Source organism: Pigmentiphaga sp. CHJ604, assembly GCF_036972535.1.
In the GTDB taxonomy this organism is placed as follows: Bacteria; Pseudomonadota; Gammaproteobacteria; order Burkholderiales; family Burkholderiaceae_B; genus Pigmentiphaga; species Pigmentiphaga daeguensis.
Genome location: NZ_CP136998.1, coordinates 1,876,861 through 1,895,647, shown reverse-complemented (window position 1 = coordinate 1,895,647; position 18,787 = coordinate 1,876,861). Strand labels below are relative to the sequence as shown.

21 protein-coding genes and 1 other RNA gene are annotated in these 18,787 nt (G+C 63.3%); 15 read left to right on the top strand and 7 right to left on the bottom strand.

The window, feature by feature from the left end; translation table 11 throughout:
* The first annotated feature begins 109 nt into the window (after positions 1-109).
* The 7 genes from R4823_RS09165 (at position 110) to R4823_RS09135 (ending at position 8,302) form a co-directional block, all read left to right on the top strand.
* A complete protein-coding gene (locus R4823_RS09165; protein WP_087836638.1) occupies positions 110-1,462 on the top strand; it encodes a TRZ/ATZ family hydrolase in 1,353 nt (450 codons plus the stop codon).
* Between the two features lie 98 nt (positions 1,463-1,560).
* Positions 1,561-2,202, top strand: a complete 642-nt coding sequence (gene ompA / locus R4823_RS09160) for an outer membrane protein OmpA (protein WP_087836637.1) — start codon at positions 1,561-1,563, stop codon at positions 2,200-2,202.
* Positions 2,203-2,304: 102 nt separating this feature from the next.
* A complete protein-coding gene (gene ubiG / locus R4823_RS09155) occupies positions 2,305-3,030 on the top strand; it encodes a bifunctional 2-polyprenyl-6-hydroxyphenol methylase/3-demethylubiquinol 3-O-methyltransferase UbiG (protein ID WP_087836636.1) in 726 nt (241 codons plus the stop codon).
* The gene (gph, locus tag R4823_RS09150; protein WP_338618402.1) at positions 3,027-3,692 is read left to right on the top strand and encodes a phosphoglycolate phosphatase; all 666 of its coding nucleotides are present in this window, start codon (positions 3,027-3,029) and stop codon (positions 3,690-3,692) included. The genes ubiG and gph overlap by 4 nt, the downstream gene beginning before the upstream one ends.
* Positions 3,693-3,760: 68 nt before the next feature.
* Positions 3,761-4,183, top strand: a transfer-messenger RNA (tmRNA) gene (gene ssrA, locus R4823_RS09145).
* 504 nt (positions 4,184-4,687) lie between these two features.
* Positions 4,688-5,779, top strand: coding sequence for a Fic family protein (locus R4823_RS09140; RefSeq protein ID WP_338618400.1), 1,092 nt, complete (start codon positions 4,688-4,690; stop codon positions 5,777-5,779).
* Between the two features lie 90 nt (positions 5,780-5,869).
* The gene (locus tag R4823_RS09135; protein ID WP_338618399.1) at positions 5,870-8,302 is read left to right on the top strand and encodes a hypothetical protein; all 2,433 of its coding nucleotides are present in this window, start codon (positions 5,870-5,872) and stop codon (positions 8,300-8,302) included.
* Positions 8,303-8,418: 116 nt separating this feature from the next.
* On the opposite strand, the gene R4823_RS09130 is transcribed toward R4823_RS09135, so the two are convergent.
* The 7 genes from R4823_RS09130 to R4823_RS09100 form a co-directional block, all read right to left on the bottom strand.
* A complete protein-coding gene (locus R4823_RS09130) occupies positions 8,419-8,850 on the bottom strand; it encodes a LacI family transcriptional regulator (protein ID WP_338618397.1) in 432 nt (143 codons plus the stop codon).
* The gene (locus tag R4823_RS09125) at positions 8,847-10,202 is read right to left on the bottom strand and encodes a recombinase family protein (protein WP_338618394.1); all 1,356 of its coding nucleotides are present in this window, start codon (positions 10,200-10,202) and stop codon (positions 8,847-8,849) included. The genes R4823_RS09130 and R4823_RS09125 overlap by 4 nt, the downstream gene beginning before the upstream one ends.
* Positions 10,199-10,699: a DUF2924 domain-containing protein gene (locus tag R4823_RS09120; RefSeq protein ID WP_338618391.1), complete on the bottom strand. Its 501-nt coding sequence runs from the start codon at positions 10,697-10,699 to the stop codon at positions 10,199-10,201. Before R4823_RS09120 ends, R4823_RS09125 begins: the two co-directional genes overlap by 4 nt.
* Positions 10,696-10,914: a hypothetical protein gene (locus R4823_RS09115; RefSeq protein WP_338618389.1), complete on the bottom strand. Its 219-nt coding sequence runs from the start codon at positions 10,912-10,914 to the stop codon at positions 10,696-10,698. Before R4823_RS09115 ends, R4823_RS09120 begins: the two co-directional genes overlap by 4 nt.
* A gap of 129 nt (positions 10,915-11,043) precedes the next feature.
* The gene (locus R4823_RS09110) at positions 11,044-12,258 is read right to left on the bottom strand and encodes a hypothetical protein (protein ID WP_338618387.1); all 1,215 of its coding nucleotides are present in this window, start codon (positions 12,256-12,258) and stop codon (positions 11,044-11,046) included.
* Positions 12,259-12,275: 17 nt separating this feature from the next.
* Positions 12,276-13,166 (bottom strand): ImmA/IrrE family metallo-endopeptidase, encoded by an 891-nt coding sequence (locus tag R4823_RS09105; RefSeq protein WP_338618386.1) that lies wholly within the window; start codon positions 13,164-13,166, stop codon positions 12,276-12,278.
* 17 nt (positions 13,167-13,183) lie between these two features.
* Positions 13,184-13,504, bottom strand: coding sequence for a helix-turn-helix transcriptional regulator (locus tag R4823_RS09100; RefSeq protein ID WP_338618385.1), 321 nt, complete (start codon positions 13,502-13,504; stop codon positions 13,184-13,186).
* Between the two features lie 187 nt (positions 13,505-13,691).
* On the opposite strand from R4823_RS09100, the gene R4823_RS09095 reads away from it, so the two are divergent.
* From R4823_RS09095 to R4823_RS09060, 8 genes are all read left to right on the top strand, one after another.
* The gene (locus R4823_RS09095; protein WP_338618383.1) at positions 13,692-14,915 is read left to right on the top strand and encodes a hypothetical protein; all 1,224 of its coding nucleotides are present in this window, start codon (positions 13,692-13,694) and stop codon (positions 14,913-14,915) included.
* Positions 14,916-14,923: 8 nt separating this feature from the next.
* Entirely contained in the window at positions 14,924-15,880 is a 957-nt protein-coding gene (locus tag R4823_RS09090; RefSeq protein ID WP_338618381.1) for a hypothetical protein, read from the top strand.
* Positions 15,880-16,170: a DUF2188 domain-containing protein gene (locus tag R4823_RS09085; RefSeq protein ID WP_338618380.1), complete on the top strand. Its 291-nt coding sequence runs from the start codon at positions 15,880-15,882 to the stop codon at positions 16,168-16,170. Before R4823_RS09090 ends, R4823_RS09085 begins: the two co-directional genes overlap by 1 nt.
* 187 nt (positions 16,171-16,357) lie before the next feature.
* Positions 16,358-16,570, top strand: a complete 213-nt coding sequence (locus tag R4823_RS09080) for a helix-turn-helix domain-containing protein (RefSeq protein ID WP_029577220.1) — start codon at positions 16,358-16,360, stop codon at positions 16,568-16,570.
* A complete protein-coding gene (locus R4823_RS09075) occupies positions 16,567-17,037 on the top strand; it encodes a hypothetical protein (protein WP_029577219.1) in 471 nt (156 codons plus the stop codon). The genes R4823_RS09080 and R4823_RS09075 overlap by 4 nt, the downstream gene beginning before the upstream one ends.
* A 5-nt stretch (positions 17,038-17,042) precedes the next feature.
* On the top strand, positions 17,043-17,324 hold the full coding sequence (locus R4823_RS09070) for a hypothetical protein (RefSeq protein WP_338618378.1): 282 nt from the start codon (positions 17,043-17,045) through the stop codon (positions 17,322-17,324).
* Entirely contained in the window at positions 17,321-18,178 is an 858-nt protein-coding gene (locus tag R4823_RS09065) for an ATP-binding protein (RefSeq protein WP_338618376.1), read from the top strand. The genes R4823_RS09070 and R4823_RS09065 overlap by 4 nt, the downstream gene beginning before the upstream one ends.
* A gap of 11 nt (positions 18,179-18,189) precedes the next feature.
* A complete protein-coding gene (locus R4823_RS09060; RefSeq protein WP_338618375.1) occupies positions 18,190-18,786 on the top strand; it encodes a hypothetical protein in 597 nt (198 codons plus the stop codon).
* The last annotated feature ends 1 nt before the right edge of the window (position 18,787 follow it).

Here is an 18,787-nt window from a genome sequence, read left to right as displayed (position 1 = left end):
CATTTCGCGAGGGCAAAACAGCTTGCGAACGAACGGCGGGCGAAGCTTAAGAGTTTATCACCCCGGCCTGGCGTTATGCTTAGGGCCCCGCCCGCCACCCGACGCGTCCATGGCCCCGACCACCCTGCTGCTTCCCGACTGGCTGATCCCCGTCGAACCCGACCAGGCCGTCCTGGCCGGCCACGGCATCGCCGTGCGCGACGGCCGGATCGCCGACATCGCGCCGCACGCCGTCCTGCGGGACCGCCACCCCGGCGCCGCCGAACGCCCCCTGGCCGGCTGTGCCCTGCTGCCCGGCTTCGTCAACCTGCACACGCACGCAGCCATGAGCCTGTTGCGCGGCGCCGGCGACGACCTGCCGCTCATGGCCTGGCTGCAAGAGCGCATCTGGCCTCTGGAGCGCAAGCTGATGTCGGCCGACTTCGTCTACGACGGCAGCGTCCTCGCCTTCGCCGAGATGCTGGCCGGAGGCACCACCTGCTGCGCCGACATGTATTTCCACCCCGAAGAGGTGGCCCGCGCCGCGCTGTCGATGGGAATCCGCGCGGCGGTGGGCGGCACGGTGTTCGAGATACCCGGCGCGCCGCCGGCCGAGCAGATGCTGGCGCAGGCCCTGGCGGCCCATGAAAAGTACCGCGGCGAACCGGGACTGCGCTTCATGCTGGCTCCCCACGCGCCCTACACGGTGGGCGACGACATGCTGCGCCACCTGGCCGCCGTGGCCGAGGAGGCCGACCTGACCATCGCCATCCACCTGCACGAAACCCGCCAGGAAGTCGAGGAAGCGGTGGCCATGCACGGCATGCGCCCCGCCGAGCGCCTGGCCCATCTCGGCCTGCTGTCGCCCCGGCTGGTGGCCGTGCACGGCGTCCACCTGGACGCCGACGACATCGCGCTGCTGGCGTCCCACGGGGTCAGCCTGGCCCACTGCCCCGCTTCCAACCTCAAGCTCGCCAGCGGCCTCGCGCCGGTTGCCCGCCTGCTCGAGGCCGGCGTCAACCTGGGCATAGGCACCGACGGCGCGGCCAGCAACAACCGCCTGGACATGCTGTCGGAACTGCGGCTGGCGGCCCTGCTGGCCAAGGGCGCCAGCGGCGATGCGCGGGCGCTGCCTGCCCACCGGGCGCTGCACGCGGCCACGCTGGGCGGCGCGAAGGCGCTGGGGTGGGACGACCGGATCGGCTCGGTCGCGGTGGGCAAATATGCCGACCTGGTGGCGATACGGCTCGATTCCGCCCGGCTCGCGCCGGTATTCGACCCGGTGTCCCACGTGGTCTACGCGGCCGGAAGAGAGGACGTGGAAGAGGTATGGATCGACGGCCGGACAGTTGCAAAAAAACTACAACTCACCAATTCACCATCAAAAAGCGATCTCGAAAGGATAATGTCCCGGATATCGCAGTGGCGCTTGCGTGCAGCCGGTGTGATTTCTGGCACAAACACTTACTTATCCCAGGAGTGAGTGGCATGAGAGAACAACCGCAATGCTATACTGGGCATGTATATCCATGTTGCGGCGGGGGTTCGCTGCGAGTTTCATTTCAAGCTAAGAGGAGAAACATGAACAAACGCTCCAAAATTGGAATCTCTCTGGCGCTCGCCTTCGCTGCCGTGACGGCCTCGGGCGTGGCCTCTGCTCAAGCCGGTAAGGTCAACGACAACTGGCAATCGGCGTTCGGCGTGCAAGTCAAGAGCGCTGACGGCCTGTGCTGGCGCAATGGGTTCTGGACCCCCGCCACCGCCGACCCGTCCTGCGATGGCGCGCTGAAGGTCGCTGCGCCCGCCGCTGCCCCGGCTCCTGCCCCCGCTCCCGCCCCGGCTCCGGCTCCCGTGCCCGTTCCGGTCAGCCAGAAGGTCACCTACTCCGCCGACGCCTTCTTCGACTTCGACAAGTCCGTCGTCAAGCCCGAAGCCAAGGCCAAGCTGGACGAGCTGGTCAACCAGATCCGCGGCATCAACCTGGAAGTCGTGATCGCCGTCGGCCACACCGACTCGATCGGCACCGACGCCTACAACCAGCGCCTGTCGGTCCGTCGTGCCGAAGCTGTCAAGGCCTACCTGGTCAGCAAGGGCATCGAAGCCAACCGCGTCTACACCGAAGGCAAGGGCGAGAAGCAGCCCATCGCCGACAACAAGACCGCCGCCGGCCGTGCCAAGAACCGCCGCGTGGAAGTCGAAGTTGTGGGTACGCGCAACAAGTAATCCACTGCCTGACAGTTGGATCCCGGCGGTATCCTTCGGGTACCGCCGGCTGGAACCCCGCTCTGCGGGGTTTATTTTTTTGCCGCCAAACTGGAGTCCGCCATGACCACCACCGCCCAGGAATCCCGGCCCGTCAACGCCGATGCGGCCGAGTTGGCCAAATTCAGCGCCCTGGCCTCGCGCTGGTGGGACCCGGAAAGCGAATTCAAACCGCTGCATGCCATCAATCCGCTGCGCCTGGAATGGATCAGCCAGATGGCGCACGGGCTGGGAAACAAGACCGTGCTGGACGTCGGTTGCGGCGGCGGCATATTGGCCGAAAGCATGGCGGCTCGCGGCGCCATGGTCACCGGTATCGACCTGGCCGAAAAATCGCTGAAGGTCGCGAAACTCCATAGCCTGGAAAGCGGCGTGAAAGTGGAATACCGCAATATCAGCGTGGAGCAGTTGGCCGATGACCAACCCGGCTCTTTCGATATCGTGACGTGCATGGAGTTACTGGAGCACGTACCGGATCCGGAATCCGTCATCCGGGCCTGCGCCAGGCTGGCCAAACCCGGCGGACACGTTTTTTTCTCGACGCTGAACCGCAATTTAAAATCGTTTACCTTTGCCATACTGGGCGCCGAATACATATTGGGCCTGGTACCGCGAGGCACGCACAGCTACGACCATTTCATCCGCCCCAGCGAACTGTTGGGCGCCGCCCGCGGCGCCGGCCTGGAGGCAGTCGCGATCAAGGGATTGGAATACAACCCCCTGACGAAAATCTACAAACTGAGCAGCGACAGCAGCGTCAATTACATGGTGGCGACGATACGCTCATGAAACCGCTGGTTCTTTTCGATTTCGACGGCACATTGGCCGATACCGCCCCCGACCTTGCCGCCGCCGCCAATCAGCAGCGCCTGCGCCGGGGCCTGCCCGCCCTGCCCTACGAGCAACTGCGTCCCATGGCCTCGCACGGCGCGCGGGGATTGCTGCGCGTGGCGCTCGGGCTGACCCCCGAGTCGCCCGGCTACGAAGCGTGCAAGCAGCAGTTCCTGGACGACTACGCCGCCAACATCGCCGTGCATACCTCCCTCTTCCCCGGGGTGGAAATATTGCTGTCCAGCCTCGTCCAGGAGGGCTGGGCATGGGGCATCGTCACCAACAAGGTCACCCGCTTCACCACGCCGCTGGTGCGCCACCTGGCGCTCGAGCAGCACAGCGCCGTCGTGGTCTGCGGCGACACCACCGCCTACTCGAAACCGCATCCTGAACCGCTGCTGCACGCCGCGCGGGAAGTCGGCGTCGCGCCGCGGCATTGCCTGTACGTGGGCGACGACCAGCGCGACATCGTTGCCGGCAAGGCCGCGGGCATGAAGACCATCGCCACCGCCTACGGCTATTGCGGCGATGGCGTGCCTGTCGAGGCCTGGGGCGCGGACGCGGTCGTCGCCTCGGTCCCGGACTTGCTGCCGGCGATACGGCGCCTGCTGCCGACATGATCCCCCCGGCCGGAGCCGCCTCTTGAAAACCCGCCCCATGGCTCCATATGGGATACAATCCTCCTCAAGGGGCCGTACCGGTTTCGACGGGGGTCGCGAAGCAGCACAGGGCATGTCGAGCACCAGTAAGCTCGTTAAACCACTGGAACGCAAATAAACGCCAACGACGAGCGTTTCGCTCTCGCCGCTTAAGCGGTGAGCCGCTGCACCGATCTGTCCTTGGGTCGGGCGGAGGAAGGGCAACTTTCCTAAGGATCCCTGTCTAGGGCCATAAACCCCCGAAGCAGCCTGATCCTGAACCGCAGCAGTGTCATTCTCAAGGAATCGGTATGAACTGGGGTCACACGGTTCATGCTTAAACTACGTGAATCGCTGTGTGCCGGCCTGTCGGTTGGCTAAGCACACGGTTAAATCCAAATAAATCGACTACACATGTAGAACTGTCTGTAGAGGGCTTCCGGACGCGGGTTCAATTCCCGCCGGCTCCACCAATAACAAAACCCCAACCGTTCTCGGTTGGGGTTTTTTCTTGCCTGATCGCGCCAGTTCCCGCGTGTTGTTGGGGGTTCCTGCGGAAGCCTGCGGACTTCGGCATCCGGCCCATGGCCCTGTCCAGGGCCACATTCCTCTCTCTCCCGGCCGCTATTCTCTCCGGCCTCGCTCCCTGAAACTGGCCCGAAGTCCGCAAAGGCCGCGAACACGGCCATTACAAATCAACGAGTTACGCGCGGACGAATCAAGCGGTTGGATTGCGGCATTGGCAGGCGGAGGGACTGGATCTTCTGGGAGAGCACCTTCCCAACCAGTAGCTGAGCTTGGGGCAGGCCGATTTGCCTTGCGTCTTCGCGCATCTTATTTTACGTTGTCGTATTACAGTAAAATATCTACGGACTTTATTTTAGGCTGGCACTGCGCGAATGAAACGGGATCTCCAAGGGCATTACGTGACCATTTCGACGGTGGGCGAAGAGGCTCGTGCCTTCGTGCCTGCACCGTTGCCCCCTGACCCACCCATCGACTGGACGCCCTCGCTGCGCAGCAAGTTCGATCAGGCGCTGTTGGCGCTGGGCCGGCTCGACAGCGTGTCGATGCTGCTGCCCGACACCTCGCTGTTCCTCTACATGTACGTGCGCAAGGAGGCGGTGCTGTCGTCGATGATCGAGGGCACCCAGTCCTCGCTCTCGGATCTGCTGCTGTTCGAACTGGACGAGGCACCCGGCGTGCCGCTGGATGACGTGCGCGAGGTCAGCAACTACGTGGCCGCCCTCGACCACGGCCTGCGCCTGCTGAAGGAAGGACTGCCGCTGTCGCTACGACTGATCCGCGAGGTGCACGGCGTGCTGCTGGCCAAGGGCCGCGGCAGCACGCTGACGCCGGGGGAATTCCGGCGCAGCCAGAACTGGATCGGCGGCACCCGCCCCGGAAACGCGGCCTTCGTGCCGCCACCAGCCGGGGAAGTGCTGGACTGCATGAGCCGACTCGAACGCTTTCTGAACGATCTACCGGAGCCGACACCAGTGCTGATCAAGGCGGCGCTGGCGCACGTGCAATTCGAAACCATCCACCCCTTCCTGGATGGCAACGGTCGTGTGGGACGCCTGCTGATCACCTTGTTGCTGTGTGAGCAGCAGGTGCTGCGCGAGCCGATGCTCTACCTCAGTCTCTACTTCAAGACCCACCGCCGTTATTACTACGAACTTCTCAACAACATCCGCGACACGGGCGACTGGGAAACCTGGCTCGATTTCTTTGCCGAGGCCGTGATCGTCACCGCCACTCAGGCCGTGGAGACGGCGCAGCAGCTCGTCGCCCTGTCGAACCAGGATCGCGACCGGATCGGCACGCTGGGTCGGGCGGCGCCCTCCGCACTGCAGATTCACCGGGTGCTGATGGAACACCCGCTCGCCACCTCGAACTGGCTGGTCGAGAAAACCGGCCTGACGCCAGCGACCGTCAACAAGTCACTGGCCAACCTCGAGCAACTCGACATCGTGCGCGAACTCACGGCGCAGAAGCGCAACCGGCTGTTCAGCTACCACGGCTACGTGGAAATCATGAATCGGGGGACGGAGTTGCCGGAGCGATGATGGACCGCACGAGATAGGACGTATTCCACTGTCCCGGATAGGCGGCGGTGCGAGTCGGAGGCCCGGCGGCGATGGAAAAGGAAGCGGTCTATGCATAACCAAGTTACCAGGAATAACCACTACGTACCCGTGTGGTACCAACGTGGCTTCCTTGAGCCCGGCCAGTCGCAGTTGCACTACCTAGATACCTCGCCAGAGCAAAAGGTGCTGGCGGATGGCCGAACAGTGACCATGAACGCCCTGCACAAATGGGGGCCGAAGAACTGCTTCTACGAGTACGACCTCTACTCCACGCACTTCGGCACGATGGTGAACGACGAAGTCGAGAAGTACCTCTTCGGCTCCATTGACGTAAGGGGAGCCAGGGCAGTTCGCGCCTTTGCTGGCGGAGACACGGGCACGATGCACGACTCGTTCCAGGACTTCTTCGAGTACCTGGACGCTCAGAAGCTGCGAACCCCCAAGGGCCTGGACTGGATCAAGTCGCGCTACCCCACGCTGAGCCAACTGCAACTCATGCGAGAGATGCAGGGTCTGCGCCTCATGCACTGCACGATGTGGACGGAAGGGGTGCGGGAGATCGTTACCGCAGAAGAATCCGACGTCAAGTTCATAGTGACTGACCATCCCGTAACCATCTACAACGCTGCCCTGCCGCCGACATCGCCTGAATGTTCGTACCCCGGAGATCCGCTCATCGAGTTGGTCGGGTCTCAGACGGTCTTTGCGCTCGACGCAAACACGTGCCTCATTCTGACTCACCTGGAGAATGCGCAGGAGCCAAAAGCTTCCGACCTGACCGCACCGAGAACACACGCTCGGTATCGTGGGCAGAGTCTGGTGCGGACTGACGCCTTCATCCGAAAGCGCAAGCTCTCGCGAGATGAAGTCATCGCAATCAACCACCTGCTCAAGAGCTGCGCGCGGAGATACTTGGCGGCAGCGAACCAAGAGTGGTTGTACCCGGAGACGTCATTTGCTGGAGGATGGCAGGACATCGCGAAAGTACTGCTTCCACGAGATGACCTTTGGCGATTCGGCGGCGAGATCTACGTTGGGTATGCGGATGGGTCAACGCACTACCAGGACGCATTCGGCAGGACCTCAGATGCCCACAAGTACCTGCAGCGCAAGAATCGTCAATCTGATCTTGGTCCGAACGATTCTTGTGGCTGCGGCAGCGGCCGCAAATTCAAGCATTGCTGCAAGGTCCTGCCCGAGGCTGATCGTCCATCATGGGATGTCTACGGCATTCGAGAGCGCAATCTCATGCTCACCCGAGCCGTCCAGGACATCTTAGGGCTGACGGCCGGAAAGTCTTGGGATGATGTTCGACGAGAGCTGAGCGACGAGCAAGTCAAGCGCATCCATGAGGCGTTCGGCAGCCTTTGGCCGGAGGACACTGACCTCACGGAGTTATTGCCAAGAGCTACAAGAAACGCGTTTCGTGTTGTGTACCTTGGTGTGGCCGACCCTCGCACAGTCGAGGCGACGGTCCTCGGGTGGCTCCCATACTTCGATGAGGTCGTTCTTGCTCATCCGTTCATCAATCCTCTGCGCATCAAACCAGAGTTCAGCCCAACGAAGTCGCCATCGCAACACAAGGCGCAAACGCTCAAGAACGTGCTTTTGTTGCTTATCCTGGAGCCGTACATCCGGTCAGGCTATGTGCACCTGATCCCGGACCCGGGAGACTTTAACCCGCTGTTCGGTACGTCGGCGCTTCAGATGGCAGAGGCGCGCACTGCGGGCTGGAAGCCGGACCAAAAGAGCATGGGTCTGCTCGATGCGCTCGCCAAAGACGACCACCATCGGCTTCTACGGCAGTTGCCGGAGAACTCCTTGAGGCAATGGTTCCGTCAGCACATGTCGCAGGCGTCGGACACGGAGATCGAGTCTGCCATTGCCCACATGAAGACTGAGCTTGCCGTTGACCCGTACGCGCTACTGCAATCGATCGAGCCGGGAGAGGCAGGAGCACAGTTTCTGTATTTCAAAGGCTACAGTCTGGAAGCAGCGATGTACCTCGCCACACTCACCGGTTCTGCCATCTACACTGATGTCGAAGCTCATTGGCAGCAATTGCACTTGCACGCGGTGCAAACAGACCGAGCGGTGATCGGTTCTTGGACACCTGTGGTGGAGAGCTTGCGAGCCATTGATTTCCCGATCGACATGAACGCACAAACGCTCTACGAGGTTCGCCAGGCGGGTCGCCTTGGCGACATGAGAGCAGCGATAAGGTGGCTTGCCGAAGCAGCGCGGCAATCAAGTGATCAGCTGCGGCCGGACCACCTTGTCCTGCAGTTCACAAAGGCAGCGAACGCGATGAATGGCCAATGGGCAAGTGTGCCCCAAACGCTGCGCCTGATTGGGAATGTTGAACTCTCTGTTCCTGCGGGAGGCTTTGAGCGAAACGACGTGCGGCGACTGCTGTTGACGTTCGGAAGAGCCAAGACTGTCCATTCCATACCGCTCGCCATGTTGATTAAGCTTGAAGCAGCTGCCGCAGTCATCGTTTAGATCGCCGACCAGAACGATAATCACCAGCGGAAGAGACGGCATGTTGCGTCATGTCGGTGACTTCCGAGATCTACCGACGTTTTGCAACGTCACTCCGGCATCGCGGCAAAGCCACGTCAGAACCCAATCCGCGCGTGCTGCTCATCCCACAGCGCCGGCGGGTCCACCGCCAAGTCGAACAGCGTGACGTGATTCGGCAGCGTATCGTCCAGGATCGCCGCAACGATGTCCGGCGCCAGCGTGGTCAGATTGACCATCCGGCTCACGTAGCTGTTGTCGATCCCCTCCCGCGCGGCGATCTCCTTCAGTGACGTCGCTTCCCCCGACTCCAGCATGGCCAGCCAGCGGTGCCCCCTGGCCAGCGCCAACTGGAGCGGCGTCGGTGTCATATCCCACGGCCTCACGGGGGCAGTTTCGCCGTTCGGCAGCGTGACCAGCTTGCGCCCGCTGCGCCGCTTGATCTGGATCGGCACCGACAGGGTCAGCCTGCCGTCGCTGGTCTGCAGGATGTCCGGCTCGCCGGTCTTCTGGATGCGGATATCGCTCATGCCAGCACCTCCTCTTGCTGTTCGACGGGCTCGGGACGCAGCTCCAGCACCAGACGCTCGATGCCGTTGGCGCGCAGCCGCACCTCGAGGTCGTTGGGCGACACGATCACTTTCTCAACCAGCAGCCGGACGATCCGGCTCTGCTCGGCCGGGAACAGCTGATCCCAGATCGCGTCGAGCCGGGTCATGGCCACCGTGACCTGCGCTTCGTCCAGGGTCGGGTCGAGCTCGATCGCCTGCGGCAACAGCTCGCCCAGGAGATCAGGCGCGCGCAGGATTGCGCGCAACTGGTCGAGGACCGCCGATTCCAGCTCGGCAGCCGGCAGGCGCGGCAACCCGGACGCCCCTGCATATTCCTTGCAGTCTCGTTGCGGGACGTAATAGCGATAGCGACGCCCGTTCTTTTTCGTGGTGTGCCAGGGCGACAGTGCCCGGCCATCGTTGCCGAACACGATGCCCTTGAGCAGATAGGGCACGGTCGCCCGCGTGGTGTTGCCGCGGACCCGGCCGTTGGTGGCCAGGATGGCGTGCGCCCGATCCCACAGCTCCCGGTCGATGATCGGCGGATGCTCGGCCGGGTACCACTGCTCCTTGTGGCGCAGCTCGCCAAGGTAGGTGCGGTTGTTGAGCAGCTTGTACACCAGGCTCTTGTCGATCAGCTTGCCTTCCCTGACCTTGCCGTCTTGCGTGGTCCAGGATTTCGAGGTCACACCGTCCAGCCTCAACTCCTTGACCAGCATCGTGCTGGAGCCGAGCTCGACGAAACGTTGGAAGATGTGCCGGACCAGCTTGGCCTCCTGCTCATTCGGGACCAGCCGCCGGTTTTCGACGTCGTAGCCGAGTGGCGGCACGCCGCCCATCCACATGCCCTTGCGCTTGCTGGCGGCGATCTTGTCGCGAATACGCTCGCCGGTCACCTCCCGCTCGAACTGGGCAAAGGACAGGAGGATGTTCAACATCAGCCGCCCCATCGAGGTGGTGGTGTTGAACTGCTGCGTGACCGAGACGAAGGACACCCCGTACCGCTCGAACACTTCGACCATCTTGGAGAAGTCCGCCAGACTGCGTGTCAGACGGTCGATCTTGTAGATGACGACCACATCGATCTTGCCGGCCTCGATGTCCGCCAACATCCGTTTGAGCGCCGGCCGGTCCATGTTGCCGCCCGAGAACGCAGGATCGTCGTAGTCGTCGGCCACCGGAATCCAGCCCTCGGCGCGCTGGCTGGCGATGTAGGCATGGCCCGCGTCGCGCTGTGCATCGATGGAGTTGTATTCCTGGTCCAGGCCCTCGTCCGTGGACTTGCGCGTGTAGACCGCACAGCGCATGCGACGCTTCAAGACTTCGCTCATCGCCGGCCTCCCTTCCTGGTACCGGGCTTGGGATTGGCCGACGGCTTGAGTCCGAAGAACAGCGGACCGGACCATCGTGTGCCCGTGATCTCGCGGGCGATCATCGAAAGGCTGGCGAAGGTGCGCCCCTGGAATTCGTACTGACCATCGGCGGTAGCGACAACCCTGTACTCGACGCCCTTGTATTCCCGGGTCAGCACCGTGCCGGCCGCCGGCCGATAATCGCGGTCGCGCTTCCTGACCTTGCCGGTTTCCACCAGATCGGCGATCCGCCGCTTGTTGCGATCCAGCAGGCCGGCATTGGCCTTGCGAAATTCTGCTTCCTGCAGCCGGTACGCGATGCGTCGCTCAAGGAACTGACGGTTGTGCGTGGGCGCGTCCTCACCGACCAGCTTTTTCCAGAGCGCCCTGATCTCGGCCATCGGCAGCTCGGGCAATCGGGCGATTTGCGCCGCCACCGATGGCGGCGGTGAAAATATCTCTTTCGACGTGCTCATTCTGACTCCGTAGTTGTCTTGTTGACGGGGTCTGAATGAACGCGCTGGTTGCCGGAGAAGCCAAGCTCAAACTCGCTCTCTGCGGCCATGTTTGCGGACTGCGCAGCACCTCCGTTGCGCAAGCGCACCAATCCGTTCGCCAGCAGTGACGCAATCTCACGCCGACGCTGTTCCGGCGTCATCTGGTCGGGTGGTAGATGGTTGAATCGATGCATCGGTAGCGGTCCTGTCTGTCTGTCCAACTCGCATGAAGCGAAATTGTCAGGACGGACTGCCGCCGACACCATGAGGGAGTTTCGGAGGCGTGCGGACTGATGCGGGCTGTGGCGAAAAGCCGGTTCCTGTCAGCCCGATAAATGACGGGCGAGGATCGTCTTCACCAGCGAATCTCCGGGCTGAGCGCTGGCGATCATTTCCCGGATCTGCTCGTTGACGCGCTGGGCAGGGACGCCTGCGCCTGCCGCCGCCTGTGTGACTGCCGAATAAGCATCGAGCACATCAGCCCCGGTGATGTCGTAGCCATGTCCAAGGGAGATCCAGCGCAACGCGGCCAGGCCGGCGGCGAGTGCGAAGTCAGGCTGCTTCACGGCAAAGTCGCGGGCGGCGCGGGTCAAGGTACGCGGATCGGTCGGACTACGTGTCGCCAGTTCAGCAGCCAGGGCGAACAGCCCCGCGTCCTTGGCGGCGGCAAACCATTTGCCCTCGGCGCCGGGCGTGCTGGCAATCAGGTCGCGCAGGATCTCTTCCGGCTGCGTGTTGGGATACTTCTTGGCAATGGCACGAAACGTCGCCAGGTTCGTTGTGCCCTGATTCGCCTCCAAGGCGTAACGCCGGTAGGCCTCGTCGGTCAATCCGGAGGACAACAGGAGGGCCTCGCAGGCTTGCGCAATTTGCCACCCCGGGTCATTGAGACCACGTGATTCCTCGGCATAGCGGATCGCCTCCGCCTTCCTGCCCATCGCCGACAGTGCCTTCACTCCCCAGCGCCGATCGTGCCACCACTTGAATGGGGCCTTGTCGATCAGCGCCAGTAGTTCCTGGTGGCGGCCTGCGGCGTACAAGGATGCCAGGCAGGCGCTGGTGCCCTTGAAGAATCCGTGGCCGGGCGCCTTCGGGCTCCACACGCTTTCGACGACAGGCATGAACTCGTCGGCCCAGTGCGATGCCAGTTCCGGCGTCACACACAATTCGCCCCAGTAGTCGCCCAGCAGTTCGATGTAGGGCATTTCGTCGTCTTGCAGCGCCTGCCACAAACGCTCCAGCCAGCGTTGCCGCAATTGTGGCTCGACATCCGCTTTGACGATGATCGGCACCAGGGTGTCGATGGCCTTGTTGACGGCCGAACCCAGGGCGCCCGATGAACTGTCGACCTGTTCCAGGGCCGGCGAGAGCTTTTCCAGCAAGGTGATGGCACCCTCAGCCGCGAGCACAGGCTCCTTGCGGGCGACCTGCTTGATCTCCGCGATGGCTTCCTTGATCCGCTGCACCGGCGTGTCGGATCGCCAGCCGAACGCATGACGGCGGAAACGGGAGGCGAATTGCCACTTGTGGGCGCTCATGATCGATCCGCCATGAGCTACCGCACCGGATACTGGCCGTTGCGGATGAAGCGATCGTAGGTGTCTTCCTCCGGCTCTTCGTCGTCATGATGTGCCCCCTGCCACTCCGCTTCCGGCAGCAGTAGCAGTGTCAGCGTGTAGTCGTACTGGCCCGCGACGCGGGTCATTTCGGTGATCGGCATGCTGGCAGGTTCACGGGCAAACCAGGACTGCGCACGCCCCGTCCGGCTGTCGGCCATGTCAAAGGCGCTGTAGCTGTGCGCCAGAGCATCGTGCGGTAGTTCGATGGTGTTCCTGCGGGTCGCGAAATAGGCGCCGGACCTGAGGGCCGCCTTGTTCGACTTGGCCCACAGCATGTGGTCGTCGCGGCTGGCGATCAGCACCGCTCGCTTGGGCGCGATCTCGGTCCAGCGCAGAGCTGCCGCAGTCAACGAGACGCCGTAGCGGTCGGCGCAGTGACCCAGCAGATCGAAGTTGACCGGCTGCCCGTCGACCTGGCGCCGAAAGTCGTCCAGCGGCATCAGCAGGGTGGACGCGAAAAGATCCGCCTCGGCCTCGATGTGCCGCTCGTCGTTGTCACCGGTCTCGATGTCGTCGTCGCCGCACTCGAAACGATCCTGCTGATGGCGGTGCAGGATGTAGTGACCGAACTCGTGCGCGATCGTGAAGCGCTTGCGGCCTTCCGATGGAGTGGCGCTGTTGTAGAGGATCAGCCACTTCGACCGCGTCTTGTTGGCCGCCAGAAGGCCGTCGAAGCCGTCCAGATCCTCCCCCCGGATCTTGTCGATCGGCGAGTCGGCGAAACACTGGCGCGAGTACTCCAGGGCGAGCTCATCGACCTTGACCGGAAACCGATCCGCGCCCGGAACCATGTTGAGCATGGCCGAGATGCGGTTGGCCTCGGCCATGGGCTTTTTCGCCTCTGTCATTCATCTTCCCACGCGTCGAGAATCTTGCGGATCTTCTTCTTGTCCGGCTCGGACATGCTCTTGTATTTTCGGAAGAAGGCCTCGTCGAGCACCTCCTCGTCCGGCGTGGTCACGGACTCGGTCAACAGGAACTCCGTGGTGACGTCCAGCGCGGCTGCGATCTTTCCGATCTTCTCGGCCGATGGCTTCGGATCGTCCTTGTTCTCCAGCTCCCAGATGTAGCTCTTGCTGGAGTCGGTCAGTTCGGCCAGCTGCTCGAGGCTGAGCCGCTTCTGCTTCCGCAAGGCGCGGATCTTGTCCCCCAAGGGCGATGGCACTGGACTCTCCTAAACGTTCTGCGTCAGTCCGAAGATGTTACCACCAGACCGAACGTTTTCGTACCTGCTTGACAAACCCCGCATTACTCCGAGACAATCCGAATCGTTCGGCACACCGAACGCCCGCGTCCTTGTTGGGACGTGACGGCATGCCGGGCACCTTCCGTCTGTATAGGAGATGCATGGCATGACCGCGTTCAACCCTCGCCACCTCGCCCGCCAGGTTCCCGCCTCCACTTGGCAGGCCTATCTGTCCTCCCGCTCCATCGCCATCCCCGAATCTTTCGACTGGAGCGCCGAGGAAAAGGCATTTTCCGATGCCCTGATCACCCTCTTGGAGGAACTCGAACCGGATCAACAGGCCCTGCTGCACGCCGAGCTGCGCCATGTCCACGCCCTCGCGACCCAGAAAGGCATCGATGCGATCCTCAACGCCAGCGACAACGACGCGGCTATTCGGGAGGACTTCGGAAAACTGCGCAACCACGCCGAACGGGCCTTGTGGGTGCTGGTGAACTGGCCGACCACCTTCATGACGGCGGAGGCGCTGCTCCAATTCGATCTCGGCGTCGGCAAGCGGTCGTGGAAACGGCAAGCCATCAAGGTGACCGAGCCGGTGTCCCGAGAGGCTGCCGACATCGAGGGATTGCAGGCCGCCTTGTCCGAGGTGCTATCCAAGCGTAAAGGGCCGCGGCGCGCCTGCCACGTGGACGTCTGCGATCGTCACCTGGACGGCGGCGTCCAGATCAGCGTCTACGTGGAGGACGATCCCAACGATCTGGTGGAGTTCGTCGAGGAGGGCATGCGCCGCCGGACGACCCGCCCGGCGACCAATCTCGCGCTGGTCTACTTCCCCGCATCCGGCATCGTCGACACCGTCGGCCGGGGCGGCGCCAAGGTCCACCAGCCGCTGGTGACGCTCTTCGCACGCCATCTGCTGAAACAGGAGGTCAAGCCCGAGGCGGTGAAGCAGCCGATGTTCTATCTCAACCGCCTGCGGCACGGCCTGGACCTTCCGGAGGACAGCGACATCGACCTCGCCGCCCACGGCATCAATCGCATCCGCCTCCGCCGTGCCCGGCTCAGGAGCACCAAGGCGCCTGTCTGCGACTTCTGGGTGGGCGTACCGGCCGATCAGTCCGAACCCTGCGCACTCACTGCATCGAGCGCCCACTTGAAAGATCACGACCTGTTCCGCGGTCCGTTCAATATCGTCGAGGCCCTTATCAGCATCTACTTCGCCCCTGCCGAGGTGGGCAAGCGCGGCCGCGTACTGAACATCGACCTCAAGCAATCTGGCATCTCCAACCTCCAGGACATGGGAGAGGAGGATGCCAAGCTCGCCGAGAGCCTCCTGCGTGCGTGGCGCGTTTCCGAACCGACCGAGGTCGAACTGGCCCTGGTCGCGTAGGAGACGCCGTGAAAGCACGCAACGACATCGCCTTCGGCCTGCTCTGCGGGCTCGTCGAGGAATCCGATGGAAACCTCCATCCGGATGCCGCCCGGTATTCCGGACAGATGGATGCCTATCGGCATCTCCTCGACCTCGGTGCCCTCGGGGCGAGTGATGGTGTCGGATCAAGCATCCTCTGTCCCTGGTGCGGAATGGGCGATTTGGAGGGGATTCGCTTCGAGCAAGGACGTCGCCAGGGGTACTGCACGGACTGCGGCTGGGTTGATCTGGCCAGTGATCAAGTGACATGGCTCAGGGTGGACACCACGCGCATCGTCCGGTGGCTCGCCTCCGCCCTGGGCCTTGCGGGACGCTATCAACACGAAGAGCTGGTTCCGACAGCGCTGTGGCGCCTGGGCGAGATCGAACATCGACGAAAGCGGCGCACTGTCTTCTTCGGCCGGAAGCTAGACGATCCGGTCCTGATGCCCTCCATCGACCATCGATTGCGCACTGCCTGCGCACCCGGCTGCGGCGTCCTGCTCACCACCACAGCTGACGTCGCTCAAACCATCCACGCTTCTGGCCATCTCATCGTTCCGCTACGTGCCGTGGCGCATCTCCGCAAGGCCGGCTTCGTCATCGAAAATCTCGACGCATACCTCGACGGCTCCGTCGGGATCGGCGAACCGGATTCGGAAACCTCCCTGCGGCTGATGCACTCCGGTCGCATCGCACTGATCGACGGTGGGCGGCACGCGCTGTCACCCCAAGTCTGCGGTTTTCTTTCCGTGCTTCAGCGGGCTGCTGGCGATCCCGTCCACAAACGCACCATCGCCGACGCCCTGGAGATCGATGTCGACAAGTGCAAGGGCGCGGACATCTTCAAGCGGCACAAGGCGGTCTACCGCACCTTCGTCGCCCACGACACCGACGGCCACTATTGGCTCAAACCCGAATACGCCGACGACCAAAGGAAGTGATGCGCACAGAAAAGCTCAATCCTTTTATCCGGCAGTGCAACTTTGATTTCGATGAGGTGAATGACATGAGTGGTAAGAACCAGTGGGTCGTCCGCAACGGCGACAAATGGGGTGTCCGGGGGGAAGGCAACGACCGCCTGACCTCTACGCACGATACGCAACAGGAAGCCTTCGAGCGCGCACGCGACATCGCGCGCAACCAGGGCAGCGAGGTATTCATCCAAGGCACGGATGGAAAGATTCGCGAGCGCAACACCTACGGCAAGGACCCGTTCCCGCCTCGCGGCTGACCGCCCCCCATTTCCATCCCCCAGCAAGGCCCGGAGCCAAAAACTCCGGGCCTTTTTCTTTCTGGCTCTGCGAAGGCCGATTTGCACGATCTGCCCGCCAATCCTGCCCGCTTTACCCGCCGGTTTGCCCACCCCCTGAAAACCAGAATGACCTCACGTTTCCACAACAACCCGTAAGGAGCGAACCGTGAGTATCAAACACCTCAACCAACGCCAACTGGCCGACCGTTGGGGCGTCAGCGAAGCCACCTTGGAACGCTGGCGCTCCGAAGGGATCGGGCCGGTCTTTCTGAAGATCCAAGGCCGCGTGCTCTACCGCGTCGAGGACGTCGAGTCCTACGAAGCGGAGTGCCTGCGCAAGAGCACCTCCGAGCGTGCCAGCGCGGGAGGTGTCGCATGAGCCGCCTCACGCCCGATCAGGTCCTCGCCACGCCCGCCGGCGATCTCGCCGCGCTGCAAAGCGAGGCGCTGTTTCAGCTGAAGAACGATGCCGCCGATCTGCTCTCGGTGGCCCGCGCCATCGTCGAGCACATCGACCGAGCGCTCGACCTGAAGTACGCCGACCGCGCCCATGCCCTGCGCCTGGCCGCCGGCAAGGACACCGGCGTCGTGCATTTCGATGACGGCCATGTGCGCATCACCGCCGACCTGCCCAAGCGGATCGAGTGGGATCAGCAGCGGCTTGCCGAGGTCGTCCGCCGCATCGCCAACGGCGGCGAGGACCCGACCGAGTACGTCGAGATCAGCTACCGCGTCTCGGAAACCAAGTTCAACGCCTGGCCGGAGTCGCTGAAGAGCGCCTTCGCACCCGCCCGCACGCTCAAGACCGGCAAGCCCGGCTTCCGTCTCGCCCTGATGAAGGAGTGACCGCCATGTTCAAGAACCGCACTTTGCTCGAGAAGCTGAAAAACAAGCATCCCTACCTGCTGGACGAACTTCCGGCCACGGTCCGCGCGGATGGTATCGAGGTGCCGCTCGAAAGCGCCACCCTGGATGAGATCGCCTTCGCCGTCATCGCCCTCGAAAACGAGGTCCGGCCGATCAGCCGCCGCATGAATGCCCTGCGCGAACTCTACGACCTCGCCCGCAAGCGCGGCGCACTCGGCGCGTACCGCATCGAGCAGGCCTTCTCCGACAAGGAGGGCCGCGCATGAACCTCCCCATCATCTCCGCCGACCAGCGCCTGGCCGAGAAGCGCGGCGTCAAGGGCGTGCTGGTCGGCAAGAGCGGTATCGGCAAGACCTCGCAGCTCTGGACGCTGACGCCCGAGGCCACCCTGTTCTTCGACCTCGAGGCGGGCGATCTCGCCGTCGAAGGATGGGCCGGCGACACGATCCGGCCGCGCACCTGGCAGGAATGCCGCGACTTCGCGGTGTTCATCGGCGGCCCGAATCCGGCGCTGCGCGACGAGCAACCGTTCAGCCAGGCGCACTTCGACGCCGTCTGCGCCCGCTTCGGCGATCCGTCCGTGCTCGACAAGTACGAGACCGTGTTCGTCGACTCGATCACCGTCGCCGGGCGCCTGTGCCTGCAGTGGTGCAAGGGCCAGCCGCAGGCCTTCTCCGAGAAGACCGGCAAGCCGGACACGCGCGGGGCCTACGGCCTGATGGGCCAGGAGATGATCGCCTGGCTCACCCACCTGCAGCACACCCGGGGCAAGAACGTCTGGTTCGTCGGCATCCTCGACGAGCGGCTCGACGACTTCAATCGCCGCGTCTTCCAGCTGCAGATCGACGGTTCCAAGACCGGGCTGGAACTACCCGGCATCGTCGACGAAGTGGTGACGCTCGCCGAGCTCAAGGCCGACGACGGCACCGCCTATCGCGCCTTCGTCTGCCACACGCTCAACCCCTGGGGCTACCCCGCCAAGGATCGTTCCGGGCGCCTCGACCAGATCGAGGAGCCGCACCTCGGCCGGCTGATGACCAAGATCACCGGCCCTGCCCGCCCCGCTCTCGAACGCCTCGATTTCGCGCGCCCCGCGCCTTCCGAATCCGCGCAGCAATAAGGAGCTACGCCATGACTTACTTCGATTTCAACGACGCCAACGAGCAGTCCTCGTTCGACCTGATCCCCGAAGGCACGCTGGTGCGCGTGCGCATGACCATCCGTCCCGGCGGCTTCGATGATGCGAGCCAGGGGTGGACCGGCGGCTACGCGACCCGCAACGACAACACCGGCTCGGTGTACCTCAACTGCGAGTTCGTCGTGATGGAGGGCGAGTACGCCCGCCGCAAGATGTGGTCGCTGATCGGCCTCCACAGCCCCAAGGGCCCGGAGTGGGCGAACATGGGCCGCGCCTTCGTCAAGGCGATCCTCAACTCCGCGCGCGGCGTCCATCCGGGCGATGCCAGTCCCCAGGCACAGAACGCGCGGCGCATTGCAGGCTTCGCGGATCTCGACGGCATCGAGTTCCTCGGCAAAGTCGACTGGGAGAAGGATCAGCACGGTCAGGACAAGGCCGTCATCAAGCAGGCGATCCAGCCCGATCACAAGGACTACGCCGCGCGGATGGGTAGCGCGCCTGCCACCTCCCCGGCATCCACCACCGCGAACGCCTACGCCCAGGCCACCGGTCGCGCCCCAGTCTCGGGCCGCCCGAGCTGGGCGCAGTAAG